The organism is Nostoc sp., assembly GCF_036917615.1.
GTDB lineage: Bacteria > Cyanobacteriota > Cyanobacteriia > Cyanobacteriales > Nostocaceae > Nostoc.
The window spans coordinates 61793-84224 of record NZ_JBALCZ010000093.1 but is presented as its reverse complement, the minus strand read 5'-3'; the positions used below and the strand labels follow the sequence as shown (position 1 = coordinate 84224).

Annotated in this window: 12 protein-coding genes; 4 read left to right on the top strand and 8 right to left on the bottom strand. The window is 41.6% G+C overall.

All coding sequences use genetic code 11. The annotated features are described in order from the left end of the window. Positions 1 to 16 precede the first annotated feature (16 nt). The 3 genes from V7K85_RS35460 to V7K85_RS35450 all read right to left on the bottom strand — a co-directional run bounded on the left by V7K85_RS35460 (position 17) and on the right by V7K85_RS35450 (position 8623). Complete coding sequence (locus V7K85_RS35460) at positions 17 to 2872, bottom strand: CHAT domain-containing protein (protein ID WP_334821265.1); 2856 nt, start codon at positions 2870 to 2872, stop codon at positions 17 to 19. Continuing rightward, positions 2857 to 4839: a ShlB/FhaC/HecB family hemolysin secretion/activation protein gene (locus V7K85_RS35455; protein WP_334821263.1), complete on the bottom strand. Its 1983-nt coding sequence runs from the start codon at positions 4837 to 4839 to the stop codon at positions 2857 to 2859. Before V7K85_RS35455 ends, V7K85_RS35460 begins: the two co-directional genes overlap by 16 nt. Before the next feature lie 70 nt (positions 4840 to 4909). Continuing rightward, positions 4910 to 8623 (bottom strand): two-partner secretion domain-containing protein, encoded by a 3714-nt coding sequence (locus tag V7K85_RS35450; RefSeq protein WP_334821261.1) that lies wholly within the window; start codon positions 8621 to 8623, stop codon positions 4910 to 4912. A 1067-nt stretch (positions 8624 to 9690) separates the two neighbouring features. On the opposite strand from V7K85_RS35450, the gene V7K85_RS35445 reads away from it, so the two are divergent. Together V7K85_RS35445 and V7K85_RS35440 are read left to right on the top strand one after the other, a co-directional pair. After that, positions 9691 to 11040 (top strand): FAD-dependent oxidoreductase, encoded by a 1350-nt coding sequence (locus tag V7K85_RS35445; protein WP_334821259.1) that lies wholly within the window; start codon positions 9691 to 9693, stop codon positions 11038 to 11040. A 592-nt stretch (positions 11041 to 11632) separates the two neighbouring features. Continuing rightward, complete coding sequence (locus V7K85_RS35440; protein ID WP_334821257.1) at positions 11633 to 11821, top strand: hypothetical protein; 189 nt, start codon at positions 11633 to 11635, stop codon at positions 11819 to 11821. 168 nt (positions 11822 to 11989) lie between these two features. Here V7K85_RS35440 and V7K85_RS35435 read toward each other — a convergent pair whose 3' ends face one another. Then, a complete protein-coding gene (locus V7K85_RS35435) occupies positions 11990 to 12151 on the bottom strand; it encodes a hypothetical protein (RefSeq protein ID WP_334821255.1) in 162 nt (53 codons plus the stop codon). A 177-nt stretch (positions 12152 to 12328) separates the two neighbouring features. Here V7K85_RS35435 and V7K85_RS35430 point away from each other — a divergent pair, with 177 nt between their 5' ends. Then, entirely contained in the window at positions 12329 to 12820 is a 492-nt protein-coding gene (locus V7K85_RS35430) for a DNA/RNA non-specific endonuclease (RefSeq protein WP_334821253.1), read from the top strand. Positions 12821 to 12963: 143 nt separating this feature from the next. Here the strand turns inward: V7K85_RS35430 and V7K85_RS35425 are convergent, their stop codons facing one another. Next, on the bottom strand, positions 12964 to 13137 hold the full coding sequence (locus tag V7K85_RS35425; protein ID WP_334821251.1) for a hypothetical protein: 174 nt from the start codon (positions 13135 to 13137) through the stop codon (positions 12964 to 12966). A gap of 8 nt (positions 13138 to 13145) precedes the next feature. Continuing rightward, positions 13146 to 13550 carry a response regulator gene (locus V7K85_RS35420; RefSeq protein ID WP_334821249.1) on the bottom strand — a complete coding sequence of 135 codons (405 nt, stop codon included), beginning with the start codon at positions 13548 to 13550 and terminating at the stop codon, positions 13146 to 13148. Positions 13551 to 14588: 1038 nt separating this feature from the next. On the opposite strand from V7K85_RS35420, the gene V7K85_RS35415 reads away from it, so the two are divergent. Continuing rightward, positions 14589 to 18590 carry a two-partner secretion domain-containing protein gene (locus tag V7K85_RS35415; protein WP_334821247.1) on the top strand — a complete coding sequence of 1334 codons (4002 nt, stop codon included), beginning with the start codon at positions 14589 to 14591 and terminating at the stop codon, positions 18588 to 18590. A 118-nt stretch (positions 18591 to 18708) separates the two neighbouring features. Here V7K85_RS35415 and V7K85_RS35410 read toward each other — a convergent pair whose 3' ends face one another. After that, positions 18709 to 21417, bottom strand: a complete 2709-nt coding sequence (locus V7K85_RS35410) for a CHAT domain-containing protein (protein WP_334821245.1) — start codon at positions 21415 to 21417, stop codon at positions 18709 to 18711. 14 nt (positions 21418 to 21431) lie between these two features. Further along, on the bottom strand, positions 21432 to 22211 hold the full coding sequence (locus tag V7K85_RS35405; protein ID WP_334821243.1) for a DUF928 domain-containing protein: 780 nt from the start codon (positions 22209 to 22211) through the stop codon (positions 21432 to 21434). Positions 22212 to 22432: the final 221 nt, after the last annotated feature.

The following is a 22432-nucleotide window of genomic DNA, read 5'->3' as shown; positions in this document are numbered from 1 at the left end:
GCAGCGAGTATACACCTTACAGCCAATTCCCTAGTAAAATGTAAGGTGCCCAATATCTCGGATGTTGGCGATCGGGGAACTTTTTTCTCAGTTCTTGTTGAGCGTTTTGCAAAGCTTGAGCTTTCGTCAACTCTGGTTTAAGCAGTTGCTCATATAAGTTTTTAGTGAACTCAACACTGATTTCATCATCCAATGTCCACAGCGAAGCGATCGCACTACGCGCACCTGCACGTACAATTACACCAGAAATTCCTAAAGTTGCTCGCTGGTCTCCTGCTGCGGTTTCACATGCACTCAACACAATTAGTTCTATAGGTTCTGGCTGATTTTGAGCTTGTCTGCGGAATATATTACCCAGTTCGTTAACTACAATTGGCTGATCGGAAGTTAATATAAATGTCTTTTCCGGACTTGAACTAAACTCGCCATGTGTAGCTAAATGAAGAATTTTAAAAATAGAAGTATTGACCTTTTTTTCAAAGTTGTCAGTATTAAAATCCTTATTAAGGAGTTTGGAAAATGAAATTTTGGAACTACCTATCTTTTCAATTTCTTCTATCTCTTTTGTAGCAAAACGCAACTTACCAAATGTTTGTAGGTATTCTGGAAATTGTTGTCGGTATTTTTCAGCATCGGGTTCAGTTAGTCCAGCAGCCAAAACACTTAGTTTTTTATCTTGGATGTTTTTACGGTTGGGAATTCTCAATCGTGGGGCTAGCGCCACAGCATACTTATCTATTAGATAAGTGGGTGGATTTGTTGTGTCATCAACCACCAATGCACCCAAGGGAATATTTCGCAAATTTGTATCTAGCGCAAACACCAATGTATTAATATTTTTGTCATTTTTAATAAATTTCTCTGTTCCTTTCAAAAGCAAATCATACACTTTTTTACCTTCTTTGATAACCTTATCAAAGGTATACTCTTGTTCCAAATCTCTCTGAAACTGTCTAATTTCATCTTCAAAATTAGCTGTTATTGATTCTCTATAATGTTTTAGTTCTCCCTTCCCTGAACTTTTATTAGTAACATTATTAGGTAGTTTGACAATAACTTCAATTCTATCTTCTAAAATAATTGGATGGAGAAAAGCCGTATTTGGAGCTTTTTCATCAACAATTGTGTCAATTTCTTCTAGGTTATACTCTGGACAGGCTACTCGCAGAAAATTTTCTAGTTCTACTGCTTGCAAAGAAGCAATTACTTCCCGTGCTTTGGAGAGATATTGTGGGGAAGGATTAGCATCCCATAACAGCAGATTAACGTAGTCTCGATAGATGCTGTCAATATCATTTAGAAATGAAAATTGGGCATCAGGATTACCAGCTGCTAACTCTTGACGCAGTGATTGCAAAGTTAGGTATGCACGTTGATACATTTCCCGTGCAGCATTCAAATTTTTCACACCTTTTTGCTGTATCTCTTTAGTTTGAGCTTGTGTTATTGCTGAACGTTTAGGTTTGTAAATGCGTCCCAGTTGCCATTCCCATAGATATTCAGTTTCTGAGGCTAGTTCAAGTGATTGAGCGATGAACAAAGCTTTCTCAGTATTTTCTTTAGCTAATTCAAATTCCCTACGTTTTTCATATAGCTCACCAAGATACCCGTAACCATAAGATTCTATTTTTGAGTCACGGAGACGTTTGGCTTGTTCAATTGAAGTTTCCAGAAGTTGCTTGATTTTTGTAGTAAGCACATTGTCATCATTGTCAATCCGAATCAAGTTTTTAGCAAAATTTAACCTAGTAAATAGTGCTGCATGAGTTAGTGGTAGTTTTTCTATTTGCTGTTGAAGTTTATCAATTTGCGGTAACTGAATCAGTGGATTTTGTTTTGATAATTGATTAATTAACCATAAACTAATTTGATTTGTCAACTTGTATTTAGATGGATCTAATCCCAACTGCTTCCAGCAATCTTCTGCTTTATTATTACGCAGAAATAAACCACTTGGACTAAACAACTGATTTAAAACATCTTGTTCACCTTTCGTTTGTTTATTTAATCTGCCGTTGTGCCAATCTTGTAAATCTAATACCAGGCTCAACTGATTTAGTTGTGACTGAAGTTTAGTATTGAATTGAGAGGGTGAGGTTGAACCTATTTCGCCTTCAGCCATTTTGTATGCTTCTGTAGTTGCGTAACCATCTATAATTGCACAAATAAGATTTTGCTGGTCTTGTGAACGGTAGTATAAATCCTGTTCTTTATTACTTAAAGCACGCCTAGTGTTTCCTAAATCGAGCCAAATTGCCGCCTTTTCTTGAGGTTGACTTTTCTCCAGAGTTAGTAATAAAACTTCATGTGACCAGTTGAGTTCGCCTAGTCCTTGTAGGACGTTGCCAAAGCTGCGTAAACCTGCTATCTTGCTAGGAGAATTTGCACGTTCTGCCAGTTTTCCCTGGAACTCTTTACGCTTCTCTTCCTCTTGTAGGAGTGTTTTACAACTTTCCTCGCCATAAATTTGCAGTAGTGTACTACAGGCGCGTGGGAAAAACCCTAGTGCTTGTTCGGCTTGTGCCTGATTAATTTGGTTATTGACCGTTTCAGTTTCATTTCCTAGCTTCTGATAGCCAGCAACGGCTTTTTGCCAGCAATCTATTGCATCATTAAAGCTACCATTCTCGTAACTTTCTCTACCTTGAGTACTTAACTGTTCTGGGCTAAGGTTTGGTGTTTTTGTGCAAATCAGTTGCGCTGCTGCTGGTTCGCTACCAATAGCCCTTTCTACCAACAACTTATGAATACCAAACACTGAAATAAGCGAAACAAGAGCTAGGATGAATAGGTAAATGATCCGGTGATTTACCTTCTGCACGGGGATATAACGGCAGAGTTTTAGGAGATAATGTTTCAGAAAGGGTTCCATAGGACAGAAAAATATAAACCTTGTTCTTGTAAAGTGTTTCCGTTAGAATCTGCTGAGATGAGGGGAATTCCCCAGTTCAAGCGAGCATCGAGACGATCGCTCATTTCAAACCGCAACCCCAAACCAACAGATGCAAGCCAGCTAGGATCGGGGTCTGCACCTTCAAAGTTATTCCAGGCTGTACCAACATCAAAAAAAGGTACTACTTGCAACAATGCTCGTGCTTCACGAATGCGTAGTATGGGTACGCGAAGTTCTATTGAACCAAAGACTCCGTTATCTGCCAGCAGTTGATCCTGACGGTATCCTCTAACACTAAATATTCCACCAACTCCAAATTGCTCTAAGGATACTAGCCTGCGATCTGCAAGTTGGATATCACCCCGCAGGACTAAGAACGTATCTGGAGCAAGACTTCGCACCCATTGCCCTTGTCCTCTCCAAGCAAAAAATTCACTGTCAGGAGCAACATCGTTACCAAGATCGTTAATTGTGGCATCGAATATAGGAAGTCCAAAACTGAACTGCGATCGCAATGCCAAAACCGAGCGATTCCCCCGTTGCGTCCATTCCTGAAAGAACCGCAAGGTGGTGATACGAGTGCGTCCTTGATTGTCAGCCCCTGGTGATAGTGGAAAGCCTCCAATATCCTTGCCTTCACTATCCTTAAATCCGAGAAAAGTCTGCGATCGCTGCTGCGAAAGGGTTAATCCTATGGCTAATTCTTTCGTCGGAGTTTGAATAAATGGATGGCGTAGGGTCAGTTGGTATCTATCCGAATTCGATACAATATCTAGTTGGTTAAAGGGTTTCTCAATGATATTGTTGGAGGTGTGATCATAGTCGAAGGTCAGGGTAGTGTCTTGGGGAGTGAGGGGTAAGGTGTAGCTGACATTGACTTCGTTACTACCGTCAGTATTGGCGTAGAACAGGCTAATTGTGTCTCCGATGCCAAACAAGTTATCTTCCCACAGTCGAGCGCTGCGTTGGAAGCTACCCACGCTCGGCGAACGGCTATTATCAAGGTTGATTTGACCGTGAAAAGTATTGGCTTCTTTTACATTGACTTCGAGCAAGTTGGTACCAAAACGGGTTCCCGCAGACAATTCTGCTGATAAACTTTCAATGCGGGGATTTTGTTGAATTAGGTTCAATGCTTCGAGTAAGCGATCGCGATTTAGGGGTTTTTGATTTGCCCTTTCTAACCGACTGCGAATGTAACTACGATTTAATCGCCGAGTACCAGTAATTTTGATACCTTCTAAGCTACCTTCAACCAACTGAATTTTCACAACACCTCCGCCCGGTGGCAGCTCTTGTTCTGCTGGAATAATTGCTCCGGAGGTAATGTAGCCTTTACAAATATAAAGCTGGGTAATTGCCGAACGTGCCTTTAGCAATTGGGCAAAGGACAGTTGTCGAGGAGCTTCTTTTTCAGTTCTTGGCAGTCTCCGAAGGGGAGGCTGTTTAACCAATTTACCTGAAAGTTGCTCACATCTGGACTTTTCATCTAATTCTTCAGGGCTATAGAGAACCACTTCCATTGCTTGGAGTAGTTCTTCGTCTTTGAAAACCGTACTCCCCTCAAATTGAAACTTCGTGACAAAAAATGTGTCAGGAACCACTTGAATAGATCCGTTCTGTGGTTGTGGGGGAGGTTGGTTGCGTAACGGGTCTTCTGGAAGAGGTGAGGGAACTAGCTGCGGTTGCGGGGGTGGAGATAGTGGAGGTACTACATCACGGGGAGGGGGCAAATTGGGCGGTAAGTTCTGCGCTGAAGGTGCATTGATCGGGACTTGTGCTAACGCAGCCGTATGTATGCTGAATGATACAGGTAGACTCAGTGCTAGTGTTGCTACAGGTAGTAGCAGCCTATAGCGTGTTTTCAAACCCTCGACCGTCGGGAAATTAATTTCCGGGCTAATAGATAAAGTGCGTTTAAACGGATTAAAAGTATTGCTCAACAAGGATTTTAGTCCTCTTGAGAAAACAGTAGCTCTTAGCCAGGGGTTTATAACTGGTGATTCAACAGGAGAATTATTGTGCATTGCAACCTGCGTTTCTTTGCCAAGAATTATCAGAAGTAGGTTTGGATGGGTTGGCGGTGAAAATAATTTCGCCTTTGGGTCCAATGTTCATACCTTTGGCTTCAACAAAAGTGGAACTTAGGGAACTGCTTTGCATCAAGCGAGTTTCTCTTGGCGAGGCATTTATCGTTGTTCCCATCAAAGCATCACTGCTAAGTGCTGAACTTGGGCTTGGCGGTAAACCACCGCGTCCGGTGACAGTAAAGCTGCTTGCAGCCTGCGTTCTACCCACGGGACAACTCTGCGTAATTAATCTGGAAGAATCACCTAAATCTTCTGGCAACTGAAGGAACCCACGTCTTGGGTCTACATCAGGTTGAGCAGTTGTCACAGTCCCCGGTTGTCCTAACTGTGAGCTTGCAGTGATATCATTTAGTCGATTCGATAAAGTATCTGATGGTTTTAAATCTCGTCGGAACTCAATACCATAAATACCAAGACGATCTGATGATCTAATATTGACTTGACCACCCTTACCTAGTTCTGCATTAGCAGTGATGTCACTACCTCGTTCTCCTGTTGGTGGGAGAGCAATGAGTAATTCAGTATTGATGTTGACATTGCCTCCTGTAGCAGAGTTGTTGGCATTAGCTTCTATTAAGCTTTCATTCCGCAAAAGCAGAAAGTCAAGCGGAGAATTGTCTTCTAATCCTTGCAGGAAAATATTTGCGCCTGGTGTCTCACTTGTCTCGAGTCCAGTTGTAGCACGGAGTATCCCATTATTTAAGGAGATGCTCTTTGCAGAAGCTGTTAAATTACCTGCCTGTCCATCGGGAGCACTTACACTAACTTCAGCTCCATTATTAATAGAGATATTATCTGCAAAGATTTTCAGATTGCCTGCTTGTCCGTTGCTAGTTAGGCTTCTTACACTAACTTCAGCTTCATTCTCAACCGTGAGATTATTTGTATTAATAGTTATGTTTCCGGCTATTCGACCTCCGTTCTGTGCTTGAGCAAATATACCTGTTGGATTTTTACTTTCAACATTGCCACTAACAAGTACAGAATCAGCTTTTACAGTCACATCCCCAGCCTTTCCTGAACGACTATTGGTGGTCGCACTTATTTGAGTTTGATCGAAATCTGGCAAATTCGTAATATTAATAGAACTGCCTTGGATGGTAATGCTGGGAGTAAAACCAATTTGTTGTTGTGGACTTTCAGCTCCAACTAATACTCTACTGATGATATTGCTATTGTTTTTGATATCAATAGAGCCTCCAGCTTTCAAAGATATAGATCCAGGAGGTGCTGTAGATTCAGTTGACGCAAACACAGAAGATGTTTCAATTTGAATTCGTCCATTAGAAGCTATCTGAATCCCATTATTCTCATTATCAGGCAAGAAACTACTGTTTACATTTCTAATAGCATCTAATTGACTATTACTAATAGTTACATTGTCAGCAGTTACATTACCTTGATCATTAGTTCCTATAAAGATACGCCCAGCTACACCTTGGCTCTGAATACCTTCATCCTGACCACGCCCAGTATTAGTAATCTGAATATACTTGCCATTAATGTAGATATCTCCTGCATAATCAGTGCCAGTGTTAGTAGTACTTAATCTAGCTCTATCTACAAATACTGACCCTTGTGATGATTCAAGTTTAATTGTGCTGAAGGTTTGCGGATCACCACTACTACTATTACTAGAAGCTTGTATACTGCCAGATCGAATGTCGTCACGAGCTTGGAGAGTAACATCTCCAGCCACACCATTATCACTCTTAGTTCGTAGGGTGAATCCACGTGTATCAATTCCACCTGCCTCACTCAAGAGCTTGATATTTCCACCAGTACCCCTATTAATGCTGACATCAATATTTCCTAAAGCTTTGATGTTGTTACGCGCGTCGATCGCAACTAAACCAAATGCACTTATAGGACCAGTTGTAATTGAAGCAGTTGGCAACGCTCGATTGGGATAAAAGCGATTGGTCAACAAGACCACTGAATTGAGATAATCGTTATCGATGCTACGTATAGTAATGTCCGCACTAGTTGCTTCAGAGCCAAAGACAGATGGAGGTACTGTAATACCAATACCAACGTTTCCTGGTTGTCCACCCAACTGAGTCCAATCAATTCCCGCTCGAATATCCAAGGTTGGTACATTACTACCATCAATCACTAGCGGTCTACCATCAAACAAAGTGAGATTAGCAAGTTGAGGTGTATTTGTCGGATTGATTGTGTTTGAAACTGTAGCTGTATTGTCATTAGTAATGGTTACACTATCAATAGTCACACTCCCTCCAGCGAGAATGTGCAGCGAACCTCCTGTGTACTTGCCAAAACTAACATCTCTATTGGCGTAAATAATTGGATCATAAGGACTGAATAAACCTCCTAAACTACCATCCAGTTTTTCAATCCGAAAATTACCTCCAGCCCAATAGTGAGCATCGCCTCCCACAGTGTTAAGCGATCGCAACACCATATCCCCCCCCGAAACAAGTCCACTGGAGGAATTATTTAAGGCAAAAATATCAACTCCTTGCCTACCCTGAACTAATAACTTTCCTCCGGCTTGCGCGACAAAGGGATTCGCCACACTATCCCGCACCCGCACTGTATCCCGCGCCAATAAATTCAAATCACCAGTTGTACCTAACTGACTCTCCACCAACGTCAGATTATTATTCGCTGTGAGTGTTGCAGTCTGCGCTATGACGTTTTGCGCCACCAGATCACCATCCACCACAGGCAAACCCGATCGCGTCAATTCAACTTGTCCGTTGCTGTTCACCGTTAACCCTGGACGCTGACGCTCATCAACGCTTGTCAGTAACTTAGTCAGAGAAGATGAACCTACACTCGCTACAGGTGATGGAGTTTCAATATTTAAAAATTGTGCTGATGGACTCAAATTCACTACACTCCCACCTGGCACAGATGCAACAGCAACCTGCCCTCCCGGTGCTGACAACTGCCCGGTACTAACTACCGTTCCTCCCATCAGGTTCAGGTTTTGCCCCCCCACTGAGAGATTCCCGGAATTAGCGATCGCACTTGGCTGATTTTGATTAAATTGCACTCCCAATGGCACTTTTACTGATAGTAATGGCGCACCTGTGGGATTTGTGGCGCTAAATTTAGCATCACCAAAATTTAAACTGTTCGCTGTACTCGCTGAAAATGAACCAGCAATATCTAACGAAGCGTTGGGGCCAAAAATAATTCCGTTGGGGTTGAGCAAGAACAAATTAGCATTCCCCAGAACACCCAGTTTTCCAAAAATATTTGAGGCATTTGTCCCCGTCACCCGACTGAAAATATTTTCAATTCCTGCTGGATTATTGAAATAGGCTCCTCGCCCTTCCCGCACATTGAATTCCTGAAAACTATGGAACAAACCAGAACCGCGAATTGCCCCTCCATCAATGCGATCGCTCGGCACACCTTTTATATCAACATTGGGTGTGACAACAGAACTTTCTTTGCCTAGAGTGCGATCAGGAACAATTTGAGCTATGGCATTATTCCCAGAAAAAATAACTCCACTAGTTGCAACCAGAGCAATCCCTATCTGCCAAAACTGGAATATATTGCTGCGATCGCCCCTACGGCTAACCAACTTTTCTGGTCGAATGTTTGTCACTTCCCAAAAGCTGTACGCTGTCTGTAAGCAACGTGATTTTCCTGTGATTTTCATGGTCTAGCCGCCATTATTTAGGTACACAAATTTTTTAGCTCCAACCACTTAGGGAAAGAACATTAACGTTGTACACATGCCTTCACCACAACTAAGCTATTCTGCTTTTAAATTGCATAGTTACTCATCAGGGTTGTCAAGAGTCAAGGTGAATCTGGACTCATGACTCTTGACAACCTAAACGAAAAGATATGAAAGTTAAATGCACGATATCTTAAGGATAAACTTCCAAAAGAATTGAAAGTTGAAGCTGATAAAGTTTTATGTTGCACTTAGGCAGTTTTAGAAAAAGTGCCTAATTATGACTATAATTTCTATTTACGCCAAACTAATCAGGTTAAGCTTTTACGTAACATTACGGATAATAACATGGACTTCTCTAAGAATCAAGCTGCAAATATCAGTTACAGCTATTCTTTATTTTAATTAGTACATAAGAACTATATAAAGTTGTGATTGCGACTTTGTTTATAATTTCATTAAAAATTGCAATTAAACCCCGTCCATTTGGAAACATAGAGTTTTTATTCGGTCGTGGCTTGAGTTGTGAGTTTTACTCTAATTCCAAAAAACTACAGTTTTCAAGGTAGACGCGGTTTATATAGATAATTTTGAGATTCTGATTAATTCTTAGTAAAAAATAAGATGCGTTTCCCCTAGTTGGAAGCTTCCTTCCGTCTGGTTTTCTTTTTGTTGCACCATTGCTCGACCACCTCCTCACTTACCCAGAAAGTAATACTGCCTCGAAGCTTTACGTGCTGCATCGTACTCTTTCCAGTTGGGAACTCCATAGTTGGCTTTGGCTTTCTTTGGTCTTCATCGTCAAGCTAAAATGTTCCTGCGCTGCCTCACCGGATCAGGGATATTTGCACACTGTTATATCTTTAGCGCTTTCGCCCGTTCGCGCAGCGTCCGTAGGGAAGGGCTTACATCGACGGCTCTTGCTTTTATTATTGGTAAGTGCTTAATCTAAAGGTTACAGCAAAGTAACTCAGTTAGTAGATATTCCACCGGGCAAATAAATACTCTGGTTTAATTCCACCGTTTGATTTTACAGGGAGTCAAGTATGGAAACAGCAGATGTGATTATCATCGGTAGTGGTCAGGGAGGTGTGCCTCTGGCCGCTGACTTTGCCAAAGAAGGCCGTAAGGTTGTTTTGTTTGAAAAAGACTTACTGGGTGGGAGTTGTATCAATTATGGCTGCACCCCTTCTAAAGCGTTTTTAGCAGCCGCTCATGCTGCGGGTCGTGCTCGTCAAGCTAAAGATTTAGGGATATATGCTGAAGTTGAGGTTGATTTTCCAGCTGTGATGGAGCGGGTACGTTCAATTCGCAATAGCTGGCATCAAGGAGTTCAGAAACGCTTGGATGAAGCAGGAGTGAGGGTGGTGTATGCAGAAGCATCCTTTACTGGAGAGCGAACAGTTACAGGCAGTAATGTCACCGTTCAAGCACCACTAATCGTTATTAATACAGGGACATCGGCTGCCATCCCTAACATTCCCGGTTTAGCAGGCACACCTTACTTAACAAACCGCAATTTCTTTGACTTACAAAAGTTGCCACCAGGGCTGCTTGTCATTGGTGCTGGTTACATTAGTTTGGAACTTGGACAGGGATTAGCACGTTTGGGTAGTGAAACAGACATAATTGTGCGAGGCTCACACCTCCTCGATCATGAAGAACCTGATGTGAGTGAAACTTTAGCAGAAGCTCTAAAGCGAGATGGCATTCAAATTCACTTTCATACCAACACTCAGAAAGTTATTTACGACAATAATGTGTTTACCCTGGAATTAGATAATGGTCAGAAACTCCAAGGTGAGGCACTGTTAATTGCAACTGGACGCAAGCCGAACACCAGTGCTTTGAATGTGGTGGCCACAGGTGTTGAGCTAAATGAACAAGGTTATGTTAAAGTTGACGAGCAATTTCGGACAACATGCTCAGATATATATGCGATCGCAGATGTTGCTCAACAGCCTGCCTTCACCCATGTTTCTTGGGAAGATTATCGGCGTCTAAAGGCTATCTTGCGTGGTGAGAACCGGACTCGCAACGACCGTGTGTTAGGTTATGCCATATATACTGAGCCACAAGTTGGACGGGTTGGAATGACAATTGCAAACGCTCATGAAAAGGGGATTAATGCTCGCTACGTGACCCTGCCAATGTCCGATATTGCTCGTGCTATTGAGTGGGGGCATGATTTAGGCTTTTACCGAATGGTAATAGATACAGAAACTGATCAGATTTTAGGAGCAACATTGGTTGGTTATGAAGCGGCTGAGATCGTGCATGTATTTCTGTCGCTTATGGAAGCAAAAGCAACTTGGCAATTATTGGAAAAATCTGTTCACATCCATCCTACTTATGGCGAAGCATTGCCCAGTCTTGCACGGTTATTTATTGAATAATTGGCGTTGCTGAATCAGAATATGAATCATGCGATTGCCCTTGATGCACTGCCCTTGCGGGCGTACACCATTACAAATCCTCAGTAGTTTTATCTACCGCCCCAACAAATGCTTTGTACCATTCACTGATTTGCTTTTGAAATGTGATCCATTGGATCACATTTTTGTATGCAGCAGTCTACCGACCCCAAGCAGCCAGTGCAGGACTTGGACGTGATGGCAGCTTCGGTTCAGCAAATGGGCAATAGGCAGTTCGAGCTTGCGGCAGAAGGTAGAAACTCTTTATATCTGATGCGTGAGTCCTGCATTTTGTACCTCACTTAAAAAGCAAACTGCTGTATTAAATGCCAGTAAATGCCAGCGTTGTTGTGAGCATCCGGCTTTGTTGCTCCCATCTATCGTAACGTAATCCTTTGCTCCTCCCTATTCACAAAACCCGCACCCTACAAGCATCGCTTCTTTTGGGAATCTCCTATGCGCTTCGGCATTCGCTCATACTATACTCACCCTTTATGAGGAACTTGTGTGCTGTAATAGAGTGAAGAGTTAAACTCTCTTCTAGTGATCAGTTCTCACTTGTATGATTGCAAATATGCCTTCTATTACCTACAATCGCACCGACAGCCAGCAGCCGCAAAGCATTACCATTAAAGGTTATGTTGTCCGTCCAGGATTACACATTCTCACCTACGAGCAACTCAAGTTGCTGCGAGAGCAAACACAGCACCATTCTCAGCTTGAATCTCTAGTGAACCAAGGTGTGATTAAGTTGACTGGCTAATAGCTTTTTATAAAATTGATTCGATTAATCGTCGCCAGGTCAATGCTCTCCTTTGACAATGGGTAGACGCTCCAAGCGGTAGCTCAAGAGACATCGCACTTCCATCATAGATACTGCGGTTGCTCTCACCAAACATTAGCAATCATCAGCACAGCCAAGTTCACATAACTATACCATCACTCCCAACACCACGGCTTTGGACAACCGCATCTCGAAGGAATTGTCGAAGGAATTGTCGAGTTCCTCCCCAGCAATCTCCCCTGCTACTCCACCTAGAGCAACACACGCTCTCCCCTGCCTTTGGGTGAACAGCAGTACTACACCCGACAAAGGGGGGGTGCGATCGCTTCTAGTATTAAGAAGAAAGCGCGATTATAGTTTTGTCTAAAGCTTTGCTTTCCCCGACTCAATCACTAGCCTCCGAACAAGTGCGATTGTGCAAAGCGCAGCAGCAAAGCTGATCCGGAGCAATGCGATCTTGTTATAATCTCCTAATCCCAGCACAGGTTGCTATTCCTGCACTTTTTAGAAGATCCAAAACTACCTTTTAATGAAAAAGTTCAGCATGATGATTTTGCGACTGATTCCACTGGTTATACTAGAGGACACATGGGCACTGGGGAACACCGCAATCGTAATCAACAAGATTATTTGGCAACGTTTTTAACATCTAATATTATTCCTCAGCCAGAAAATATAAACAAGCGATGGGGAGGATTAGAGACCTTTTTAACTAATTTGGTCAAGGATGAAAATAAGGAAATATACATTGTTGCGGGTGGAGATGGGCAAGCTGTTGACAAATATGGTGTTCCCATTACACCACTTAGTAACAAGATTATAGTTACCAAAAATGTTTGGAAGGTTGTATTAGTTCTAGATAAGCCAGGTCAAGGCATCTCAGATGTAACTAACGATACTCTTGCTTTTGCTCTTGCTCTTTATTTGCCTAACGTAAACAAAAATCAAGCCCAAATCAAGCCCAAACTGGCTTTATAAGCAGCGAATACGTCACGGTTAAGGGTCAACCAATCGAAAAATCGAAAAATAGCAATCTAGTTACAAGACAAACCATAAATTACGTCTTCGCCGACAACGGCACTTACACTGCCATCCTCACCTTCACCGATACAAAAGGCGTGTCAACCGTAGAAACACTTTTGCTGGATGTTAAAAACGTCGCTCCCAAAGTCAATGCTGGTGCAGACATCACAACAAATTAAGGGACTGCCATTACCTTCAACGGCAACTTCAGCGACCCAGGCATCAAAGACACCCATAAAAGCTGATCGCACTTCTGGGTTTACATCAAGCACTACAATAATTACCAATTACAAGAAGCAACCAAACTAGCAACTATCTCAACTAGTTCTTCTGGACCAATCGGTTTAGATACATGAGTGTCAAAGCCAGCTTCCAAGGCACGAATCCGAGCTTCACTATCAGCATAGGCTGTTAAAGCAATAGCCGGGACTCGTCCACCATTCTTTGGTTTGAGCGCACGGATTTTGGAGATGAAAGTGTAGCCATCCTCCTCAGGCAACCCAATATCACAAACTAAAACATCGGGTTGCAATTCGGATAATACTTTGCGTGCCTCCGTTGCTGACATCACTGCTATAACTTTTGCTCCATCCATTTCCAATACAGTAGTGATGAAAAAACGAGTATCATTATCATCCTCAACTACTAGGATATCTAAACCAGCAAGAGTTCCAGAAGGTTGCATAATAAATGACTTTTTATCCGAAAAGAATAAAGGCGTCAGTCTTTTACCCCATTTAGAGCTTTTTTAGAGCAGATTTTGGGTTGACAAAAGTAGATTGATCTACTCTGAGTGTTCATGAGATACCGAAGCTGGCTCTTTTAACAAGAAATGATTCAACACCATAATTCCAAAAATATAGCTTGGTGACCACTACCGCTTCATCCATTTTCCTACTGCAAGACCACTTCGCACAAATTTTCACCTTTACAAGAGCGCCATTCGGTTATAGCCTTTGTCCCAGATTGCGAACCGATAGGTCGGCGCTTTTGCAGAGCAAACGCTTACGCGAACGCTATCGCTGCGAGAGAGCTAATTAATTTTGGGTATTGGTTCACCACTCGCCACCATCCAAAAACCTGATTTCTGACAAACCCTTATGACTACATTATTTACCAATTTCTCTAACTTCAAAAAAAATGGGCGAACCCCCAGTTATTAAGCAAGATTGGGTTAAGTTTGTCCCGTTTGAGTACGATTGCGCCGATACTATTCTTTGGGCTATCGCGGTGATTTAAAGATTATAAATGCAAACTTTTGTAATAATTTGAAATTATTGCGAAAAATTTGTGTTTTGAGATGATGTGGCAATAACGGCTTATTTAAGAACTCCCTTTACTAACTTGCAATTTTTTATGCAGACACTGCTTACTCAAACTTTAACAGCGCTAGATGGCGTGATTGGGCTATGTCTTGTTATTAAGCAATAAGTAGCAATTATCTTGATATAGGAATCCTACTTGAATCTTGCTCAGTATACTGAGAAGTAAAGCTTTGTATGTCAAGCTATAGGCCAATACAGTTCACTTAAGCCTTTTTTCTCTCTCCCTGCTTCCCCTGCTTTCCCTGCTCCCCCTGCTCAAGAACAGCCTGCCTTAACGGATAAATTTCCTTAACCCAAGCGTATTAGCTTATAGGCAGCTTAGTTATTCAAAAATCAAATAGGAGTCCTATATGTGCTTAACTAAACTTTGGTGTTGGTAATACTTGTGGAGGATTGCAATGTCTGGTAGTTGGGATTTTAATTATTGGGGTGCAGCGCTAGGTATTGCGATCAGTGTCAGCGCTTTGTCTGGAAATTGTGCGATCGCTCAAATTAGCTCGGATCGCACCTTACCCACTAACTCTAACATTATAAAAGAAGGTAACACCTTTAACATCAATGGTGGAACACAAGTCGGCGGCAACCTGTTTCACAGCTTTCAAGAATTCTCTGTCCCGACTGGCGATACTGCTTCCTTTAATAATATTGGGAATATTCAGAACATTATTAGTAGAGTAACAGGCAAGTCTATTTCTGATGTCGATGGATTAATCCGAGCTAATGGTACAGCCAACTTATTCCTGATTAATCCTAATGGGATCATTTTCGGACCGAACGCTAGTTTAAATATAAATGGTTCATTTGTCGTCACAACAGCAAATGCCATTGGATTGGCTAATGGTGAAATTTTCAGCGCTAACCCGGTTGAGCCTATTCCAAAAGGACTTCTGAATGTAAATCCTTCTGCTTTTTTGTTTAATCAGATTGCTGCTGCTCCGATCACTGTCAGATCACGTAGAGCTATAGGACTTGCTCCTTCTCTTACTTCTCCAGATCCAGATTTTTTAGAGCCTGCTTATCAGGGTCTAAAAGTTTCTAATGGTCGAAGTTTATTACTCGTGGGCGGCAATGTGAGCTTAGATGGTGGAGTTTTACAAGCTCCAGGTGGTCGCGTGGAGTTGGGAGGAGCTTTAGGTTCTGGAGCAATAGATTTGAATAGAGATGACAACAATTTATATTTAAGCTTTCCTAATGATCTAGGCAGATCTGACGTTTCTCTTACTAAGGAAGCAATAGTTGATGTATTAGCTCAAGATGGAGGTAATATTACCATTAACGCCCGGAACCTAGAAATTTTTAATAGTATCCTTGCAACTGGAATCGTGGGAGAAGGGACAGTTGATTCTCAAGCTGGAGATATTACACTTAATACTACAGAAGCCATGAGAATCGGGCAAACAAATCCGATTAGAACGACTCAATTTATTAATAAGGTTAATTCTGGTAGTACTGGTAATACGGGTGATATCAATCTTAAATCTGGGTCATTTTTGGTAATGGATTCGGCTGTACTGCTAATCGAAAACTTTGGGCAGGGGAATGCTGGCAAGATATCAGTTCAGGCAAATGGAAATAGTTCTTTTACAAATAACTCCATTTTTAGTGCTGCCATACAAGGAAACTCCGGAAATATTTCATTCCAAGTGAACGGCGACCTTTCTTTTCTAAATAATAGCAATAATAGCGATTTATTTTTGATAGGAAATTTTATCTCCGCTGGTACTGTTGGAAAAGGAAATGCTGGAAACATCTTAATGTATGCTAATGGTGATATTTCTTTTGCTAATACATTAATTGAAAGCGGAACCTCTGGAACAGATAAATTTGGCAGAGGTATTCCTAGACAAGGAAATGCTGCTAGTATTTCAATTCAAGCAAATGGTAATATTTCTTTTGCAGATAGTAGCAGTATTGATAACTCTACCACTGGAGACGGAGATGCCGGCAACGTCTTCATTCAAGCAAATGGTAATCTTTCTTTTGTAGATGGTAGCTATATTCAAAGCTCCACCCCTGGAAAGGGGAATGCTGGCAGCGTCTTTATTCAAGCAAACAATAATGTTTCTTTCGGAAATAATAGCTATATCCAGAACTCCACTACTGGAGAGGGAAATGCTGGCAACGTCTCGATTCAAACAAATAATAATGTTTCTTTCAGAAATGATAGCTATATCTTCAGCACCACTGAAGGAAAGGGCAAGGCAGGTGATATCCAAATTTTGGCACAATCACTTTCTCTTAATGACGGTGCTGAATTTTTAGCCACAACACAAGGGAGCAAAAGCGCTGGGAATATTCAAATTGAAGCAAAAGATTTTGTTACTATCTCTGGAGTTAGCCTAGAAGGATTCTCTAGTGGCTTGCTTACAAACACCGAAGAAGGAGCAAGCGATCGCGGTGGTAATATAACAATCCGCACAGGTGCATTAAATATATTAGATGGAGCAGTTTTGAGTGCTAAAAGCAGAAGTGACTTTGAGGGCGGAGATATCACAGTTGACGTAAACACCCTTAAGATTAGTGGTGGTGGGCAAATACTCGCAACTGCCTTGAGTGGTGGCAATGCAGGCAGCATTAATGTCAATGCTACTGACAGCATTACCCTCTCTGGCAGTGACCCTACCTACTTTGAACGACTAGCTGAATTTGATAGTTTTACTGTTGATCCAGTTAGTCCTGCTAGTGGACTGTTCTCCAATACATTTACAAACTCCACTGGCAATGGCGGGACTATAGAATTGAATACAACTAACTTAACTGTAGCTGATGGCGCTCAAGTCAGTGCCAGCACAAGTGGACAGGGAGATGCGGGTAACGTTACCTTTAATGCAAATAGTTTAAGTGCTTTTAATGGCGGGCAACTCCGCACCTCTACCTCTGCCAGTGGTCAAGCAGGTAAGATTACAGCAAATGTTTCAGAAATCCATCTCAGTGGCTCTTCAAGCGGTTTATTCGCGCAATCAACTGGTACAGGTTTATCTGGAGATATAGCTCTCCAACCTGGAAAGCAAGGACAAAGCTTAACGGCTAATTTTCTTGACGGAGCGCAGATATCAGTATCCACTTCAAGTAGTGGTAAGGGAGGAAATCTTACAGTCCTTGCACCTGAATCTATAACTCTTAGTGGTAGTGGAACTTTGGCAGCCACATCTGAAGGTGATGGTAGTGGACAAGCTGGAGATGTGCTTCTTGGGACTGAAAAACTAACTATCGCCAATGGAATGCGCGTTTCAGCCGCTACTAATTCTACTAACCCCGCAGCTAATGGTGGCAATCTAACTGTGCAAGCTGCACAATTGAACTTGACAGACGGCAGCAGATTAGAAGCTGGGACGACAGGAACTGCACCAGGCGGGAACTTGACAATTCAACCCAATAACAATGGGCAAACCTTAGCTGTAAATTTTACTGGAGGAGCAACAGTATCGGCTGCTAGCTCTGGTAGTGGTAAAGGAGGAACCCTAAATGTCAATGCTCCTGAATCTATTAATCTCACTGGTAACGGCTCAGTGATTTCGGCTGAGACGACAAGACAAGGAGCAGGCGGTGACTTGACACTGACAACAGGAAAATTGGCAGTTCAGGATGGAGCGAAAATAACTGTAAATAGCGCAGGCTCAGGGCGTGCGGGTGATTTAAAAGTTAACGCTAACTCGATATATCTCAACAACGCTGCCAAAATTACTGCTGACACTACAGGAGGAGGCGGAAATATCTTTATGCGATCGCCCTTGTTGTTCTTACGCAATCAAAGTTCTATCACCACCAATGCCAAAGGTTCTGGTATTCCTGGCGGCAACATCGAAATTGATGCAAAAGATGGCTTTATCATTGCTATTCCTGAAGAAAATAGTGATATCAGTGCTAATTCTGCTGACTTTCGGGGTGGAAAAGTCGAAATCAGCGCTCAAGGGATCTTTGGCATTCAGCCGAGGAATGCACCAACTGCAAAAAGCGACATCACTGCCACAGGAGCAAGTTCTCAATTCAATGGCACTATCCAACTTAACACACCTGACGTTGACCCCAGCAGGAGTTTAGTACAGTTACCAACAATACCAGTTGACACTGAGGTAGCACAAGTTTGCGATAGTCCAGGTTATGCTCAAAGCAGTTTTGTGATCACCGGACGCGGTGGTTTGCCTCCCAATCCCACCAAGGATGTTCTCACTCCTGACACAGTGGAGGTAGCTTGGGTATCGCTCAACTCTAGCAGCGATCGCCACACTCCCCCTGTTACTATTAGGCCAGTAACAACAACACCAGAACCTATTGTAGAAGCAAGTGGATGGGCGGTAAACGAAAAGGGAGAGGTGGTACTTACATCCCAAGTCAATAAAACCGCTAGTAGTTCATGGCAAAACGCTGTATCTTGCAGTGCTTCTGGATCTCATCAGTAGATGCGCGTTGCGATCGCTCAAATACGGGTCTCGTAGAGAAGGGCGAGGTTTGTACCTTATCCCCCTGCCCCCTCTTCCCCCTATCCCCAGAGGGGGCCACGAGTCCCCCTGCCTCTTATCAAAGCCAATTCCCCACTAGGACATAAGATGCCCAGAAATAAGGGCTTTTTTCTTTAGCAAATACAGCTAATTGAGCACGCTGGAGTGCTTGTGCTTTATTGATTCCAGTTTTTAACTCTCGATAAAACTCACTCATGAGTTGGGCAGTAGACTGGTCGTCCACTGACCATAAGCTTGCTAATGTACTGCGTGCGCCTGCTCGCACGGCGATTCCAGCTAATCCCAAAGCAGCTCGCTTATCACCAAGAGCAGTTTTGCAAGCACTCAAGACAAGTAACTCTATACTGCTAGACCTCTTATCACTAACCCGCAGTAATGTATCAAATTGTTTAACTTTCAATAACTTATCCCAAGTCAGAAGAAAAGTTCTTTCTGGATCAGAACTAAATTCTCCATGAGTTGCTAAGTGAACTACAGAAAAAGCAGATGTTTGCAGTTTTTTTCGGAGATTATTGTCAATAAAGTTTTGATTTAAAAATTCTTGACTATTAGGAATTTCCATCTGAATTTCTTTTAATTCCCCTGCGACATTTTTCAGTGATGAAAATTTTCGCCCTTCTATCGAACGTGCTTCTCCTACTCCAGCAATTAAAGCATTTAACTGCACCTTTTGCAAAGGTTTAGGGTCAAGGAGTTGTAACCCAGCAGTTAGAGCAATGGCATATTTCTCCATTAAATATTTCTTGTTCTGTTGATCGTAGAGAACCCCCATTGGAATATTTCGTAATTCACCATCTAGCACAAAAACTAAGGTGGTAATACCATTATTAGACAATTCTACTTGGGCTGGTTTGATTAACCAATCATATATCTTCTGTGATTGTTGCTTGACTTCAGCAGTCGCAGCCACATCAGGTAAATATTTACTCAGCAAAGCTATAGTACTCTCCACCTTCTCTTGGGATACATTGCTTGTATAATGACGTAATTGTTGGTTTGGCAAGGTTAAAATAACCTCTAAGCTGTTTGGCAAAATAATTGGATAGATAATTGCGGCTTTTTTGTCCTGGGTAACCACTTTGTCAATCTCAACAATTGGTTCTAAACAAGGTGAACGAAAGAAGTTGTTCAGTTCTGCTAGCTGAAGTGATTCAATTACCTGACGAGCTTGTTTGAGCTTGTATTGACTGCTCTCTGGTGTGCCCTGTTCTAAGTTTTCTGTTCGTAATTGCAATTCAACTAACTCTCGATACACTGGTTCCACACTCTCACGAAAAGAAAACTGAACGTCTTGGCTAGCAGTAACTAAATCACCGCGCAGAGATTCTAGAGTTTTGTAAGCCGCATCGTATGCAAAAATTGCACCTTTTACATCTCCTTGTTGCTTGAGTAAACGCCCCTGCTGCCATTGCCATTGATAAATAATATCCGATGCATTAATCCTCTGCGCTATAAACAAAGCTTTTTCAGTTAATGCTAGGGCATCAGATAACTGTTTATTATTTTCATATAGCCCACCAAGAAACCCAAGGGCATAAGATTCAGCTCGCTGATCTCTCAAATTTTTGGCTTGCTGTACAGCAGTAGATAAAAGTTGAGCGATATCCAAATTCGAGAGACCACTTATGCTTGTTTGATGTCTTAATTTTTTTAAAATGGATGCAAACTGAATCCGAGCATATACTGAATTTCGGCTAGGAAGTAATTTGTTAATTTCTGATTGGATTTGAGAAGACAAGTCCAAAGCTTCTTTTAACGTATTTTCGTCTGACTTGTTGTTAAGAACCTCTAAAATTAGACTTAGCTGATTTAGCTGTGCTTGAAGCCGTGTAGTAGGTGGTGCAATTGTAGCTGTTTGCTGATAAAATCTTAAGGCAGCTTGAATCTGTTGTTGAGCAAATTCTGTGTTGCCTATGGTTAATTGACTTTTGCCTTGAGTAAAGGCTGTGTTACCTAAGCTAAGTAGCGTATCAGCTATAGCCTTTGAAGATTGTACTTGCTTTGCTACAACCAAACTTTGCTCTAAAATAGTTCTAGATTTATCTAAATCACCAACAGATCGCAGGACATTTCCCAAACCAAGCAACCCAGCCGCCTTGGTGGATAAATTTGTCAGACTAGTAAGGGTTTGCTCAACTTCTATTAAGGTCTTTTGTGCTTGATGGTAAAGACCTAAAGCCTGCATAGCTTGAGCAGAGTTAATCCGATTACGAATTAATGTTTCTTTATCACCTATTTGCTGATAAATTTCAGCAGCTTTTTGCCAAGTAGACAATGCCGCCTCAGTTTGTCCTTGGATTAATTGTAACTTTCCTTGTACATCCAAGGCTTGTGCCATAATTGCAAAATAGTCTTTTGAAGTATCCAAACTTTGTAACAGATTGAGGCTTTGGGTAATTGCTTTTTCTGCTTCTGTTACCTGACCAAGTTGCTGATAAGTGAGGGAAAGATTACTCAGCACCATAGCTTGGTTGAGTTGATCTCCAGTATTTCTAAAATCGATAGCAGCCTCTTCCAAGACCTTGAGCGCTTCTGCAAATTGTCCTGCTTCATAGAAAGCTTTACCCTGCTCTACCAAGCTTTGAGTGTGAGTTACTAAGTGTTGAATTTGAGTTTGTGGATGTTTGAGATTGGGGTAAATAAGGTTTGCTAAAACAGGTGGGACAAGATTACATAGTAGAGATGTTACTAGCGCTAAAGAAGAAAATTTAAAAAATTTAAAAACCCATCGTAACCAGCGGAAAAACATCCAGTATTTTTTTGTCATATTGATTTTAAATATTAATTTGATTGCCGAACACCTTTTTGTAGTTTATCAAGTTTCATAATCGGTACTGGTGCAAGTTCTGATAAGCCAATATCTTTTAATAAAAGCGTCCAATCCTTTAGAAAGATGTGTGAGTCTGGATTAGTCAGACGGAGATTAGCTAAATTTGTTATGGCGTCTTGCCAAAGCTGGTTGGCAGCATAAGTAGTATAGGAATTTGATTGTCCTATATTCAATTGACTTTGAAGTTTAGAAGTTAGTGGGACACGTTGTACCCATGCTTTCACATAAAAATAATCTGGTGTTTTTCGGGGATCACCACAAAAAAGTTTAAAATACCATTGATAGTTTTTGTTTGTTTTTAAAGCGTATTCTGGAATTTGCGGTAAGGGAATGCCAACAACACTAGCCTTTTCTGGTAATGATAGAGATATTCGATAGATATTTTCGTCATTTTCATCTTGAAGTAAGAACTCGCCAAAGTGAGCATTTAGAGGTAATTCCGGCACATACACCCAAAAAGTTGGATATTCAAAAATTGTAAAAGTCAAAAAGGATTTTGATTCCTCTGCAATTTCTTCACCAGGCACTAAGGCAGTAATAGGCATATTTAAAGGGGTACAACCATCACGGCTTGTACCTCCTTTACGGCGACCTGTAGGTGCGCCGTTATCTGGAAATTTTGGACGCTCAGATTGGCTACGCATATTAACAAGGTGTTTGTTAACTGATTGAGCGATATATGCCAAAACTAATGAAGGGCAATTTATGAGTCCAAGAAGTGCTAAAGTCACTATGCAAGTAAGTTTCATCAAAAAAATAGTCCTTTTGCAAAAGGAATATAAACGTCAATCACAGAGAAGAAACTAACTTTAGCTTTGCAGTGATCATCATAAGTTCGGAACACACTAAACTCTTATAACTAGCTATGAAAGACATTTCATTGATTTACTATATTTCTAGCAATCTCCTAATGTTAACTACAATAAAAAGTTATCAGATTACGGAAAACATA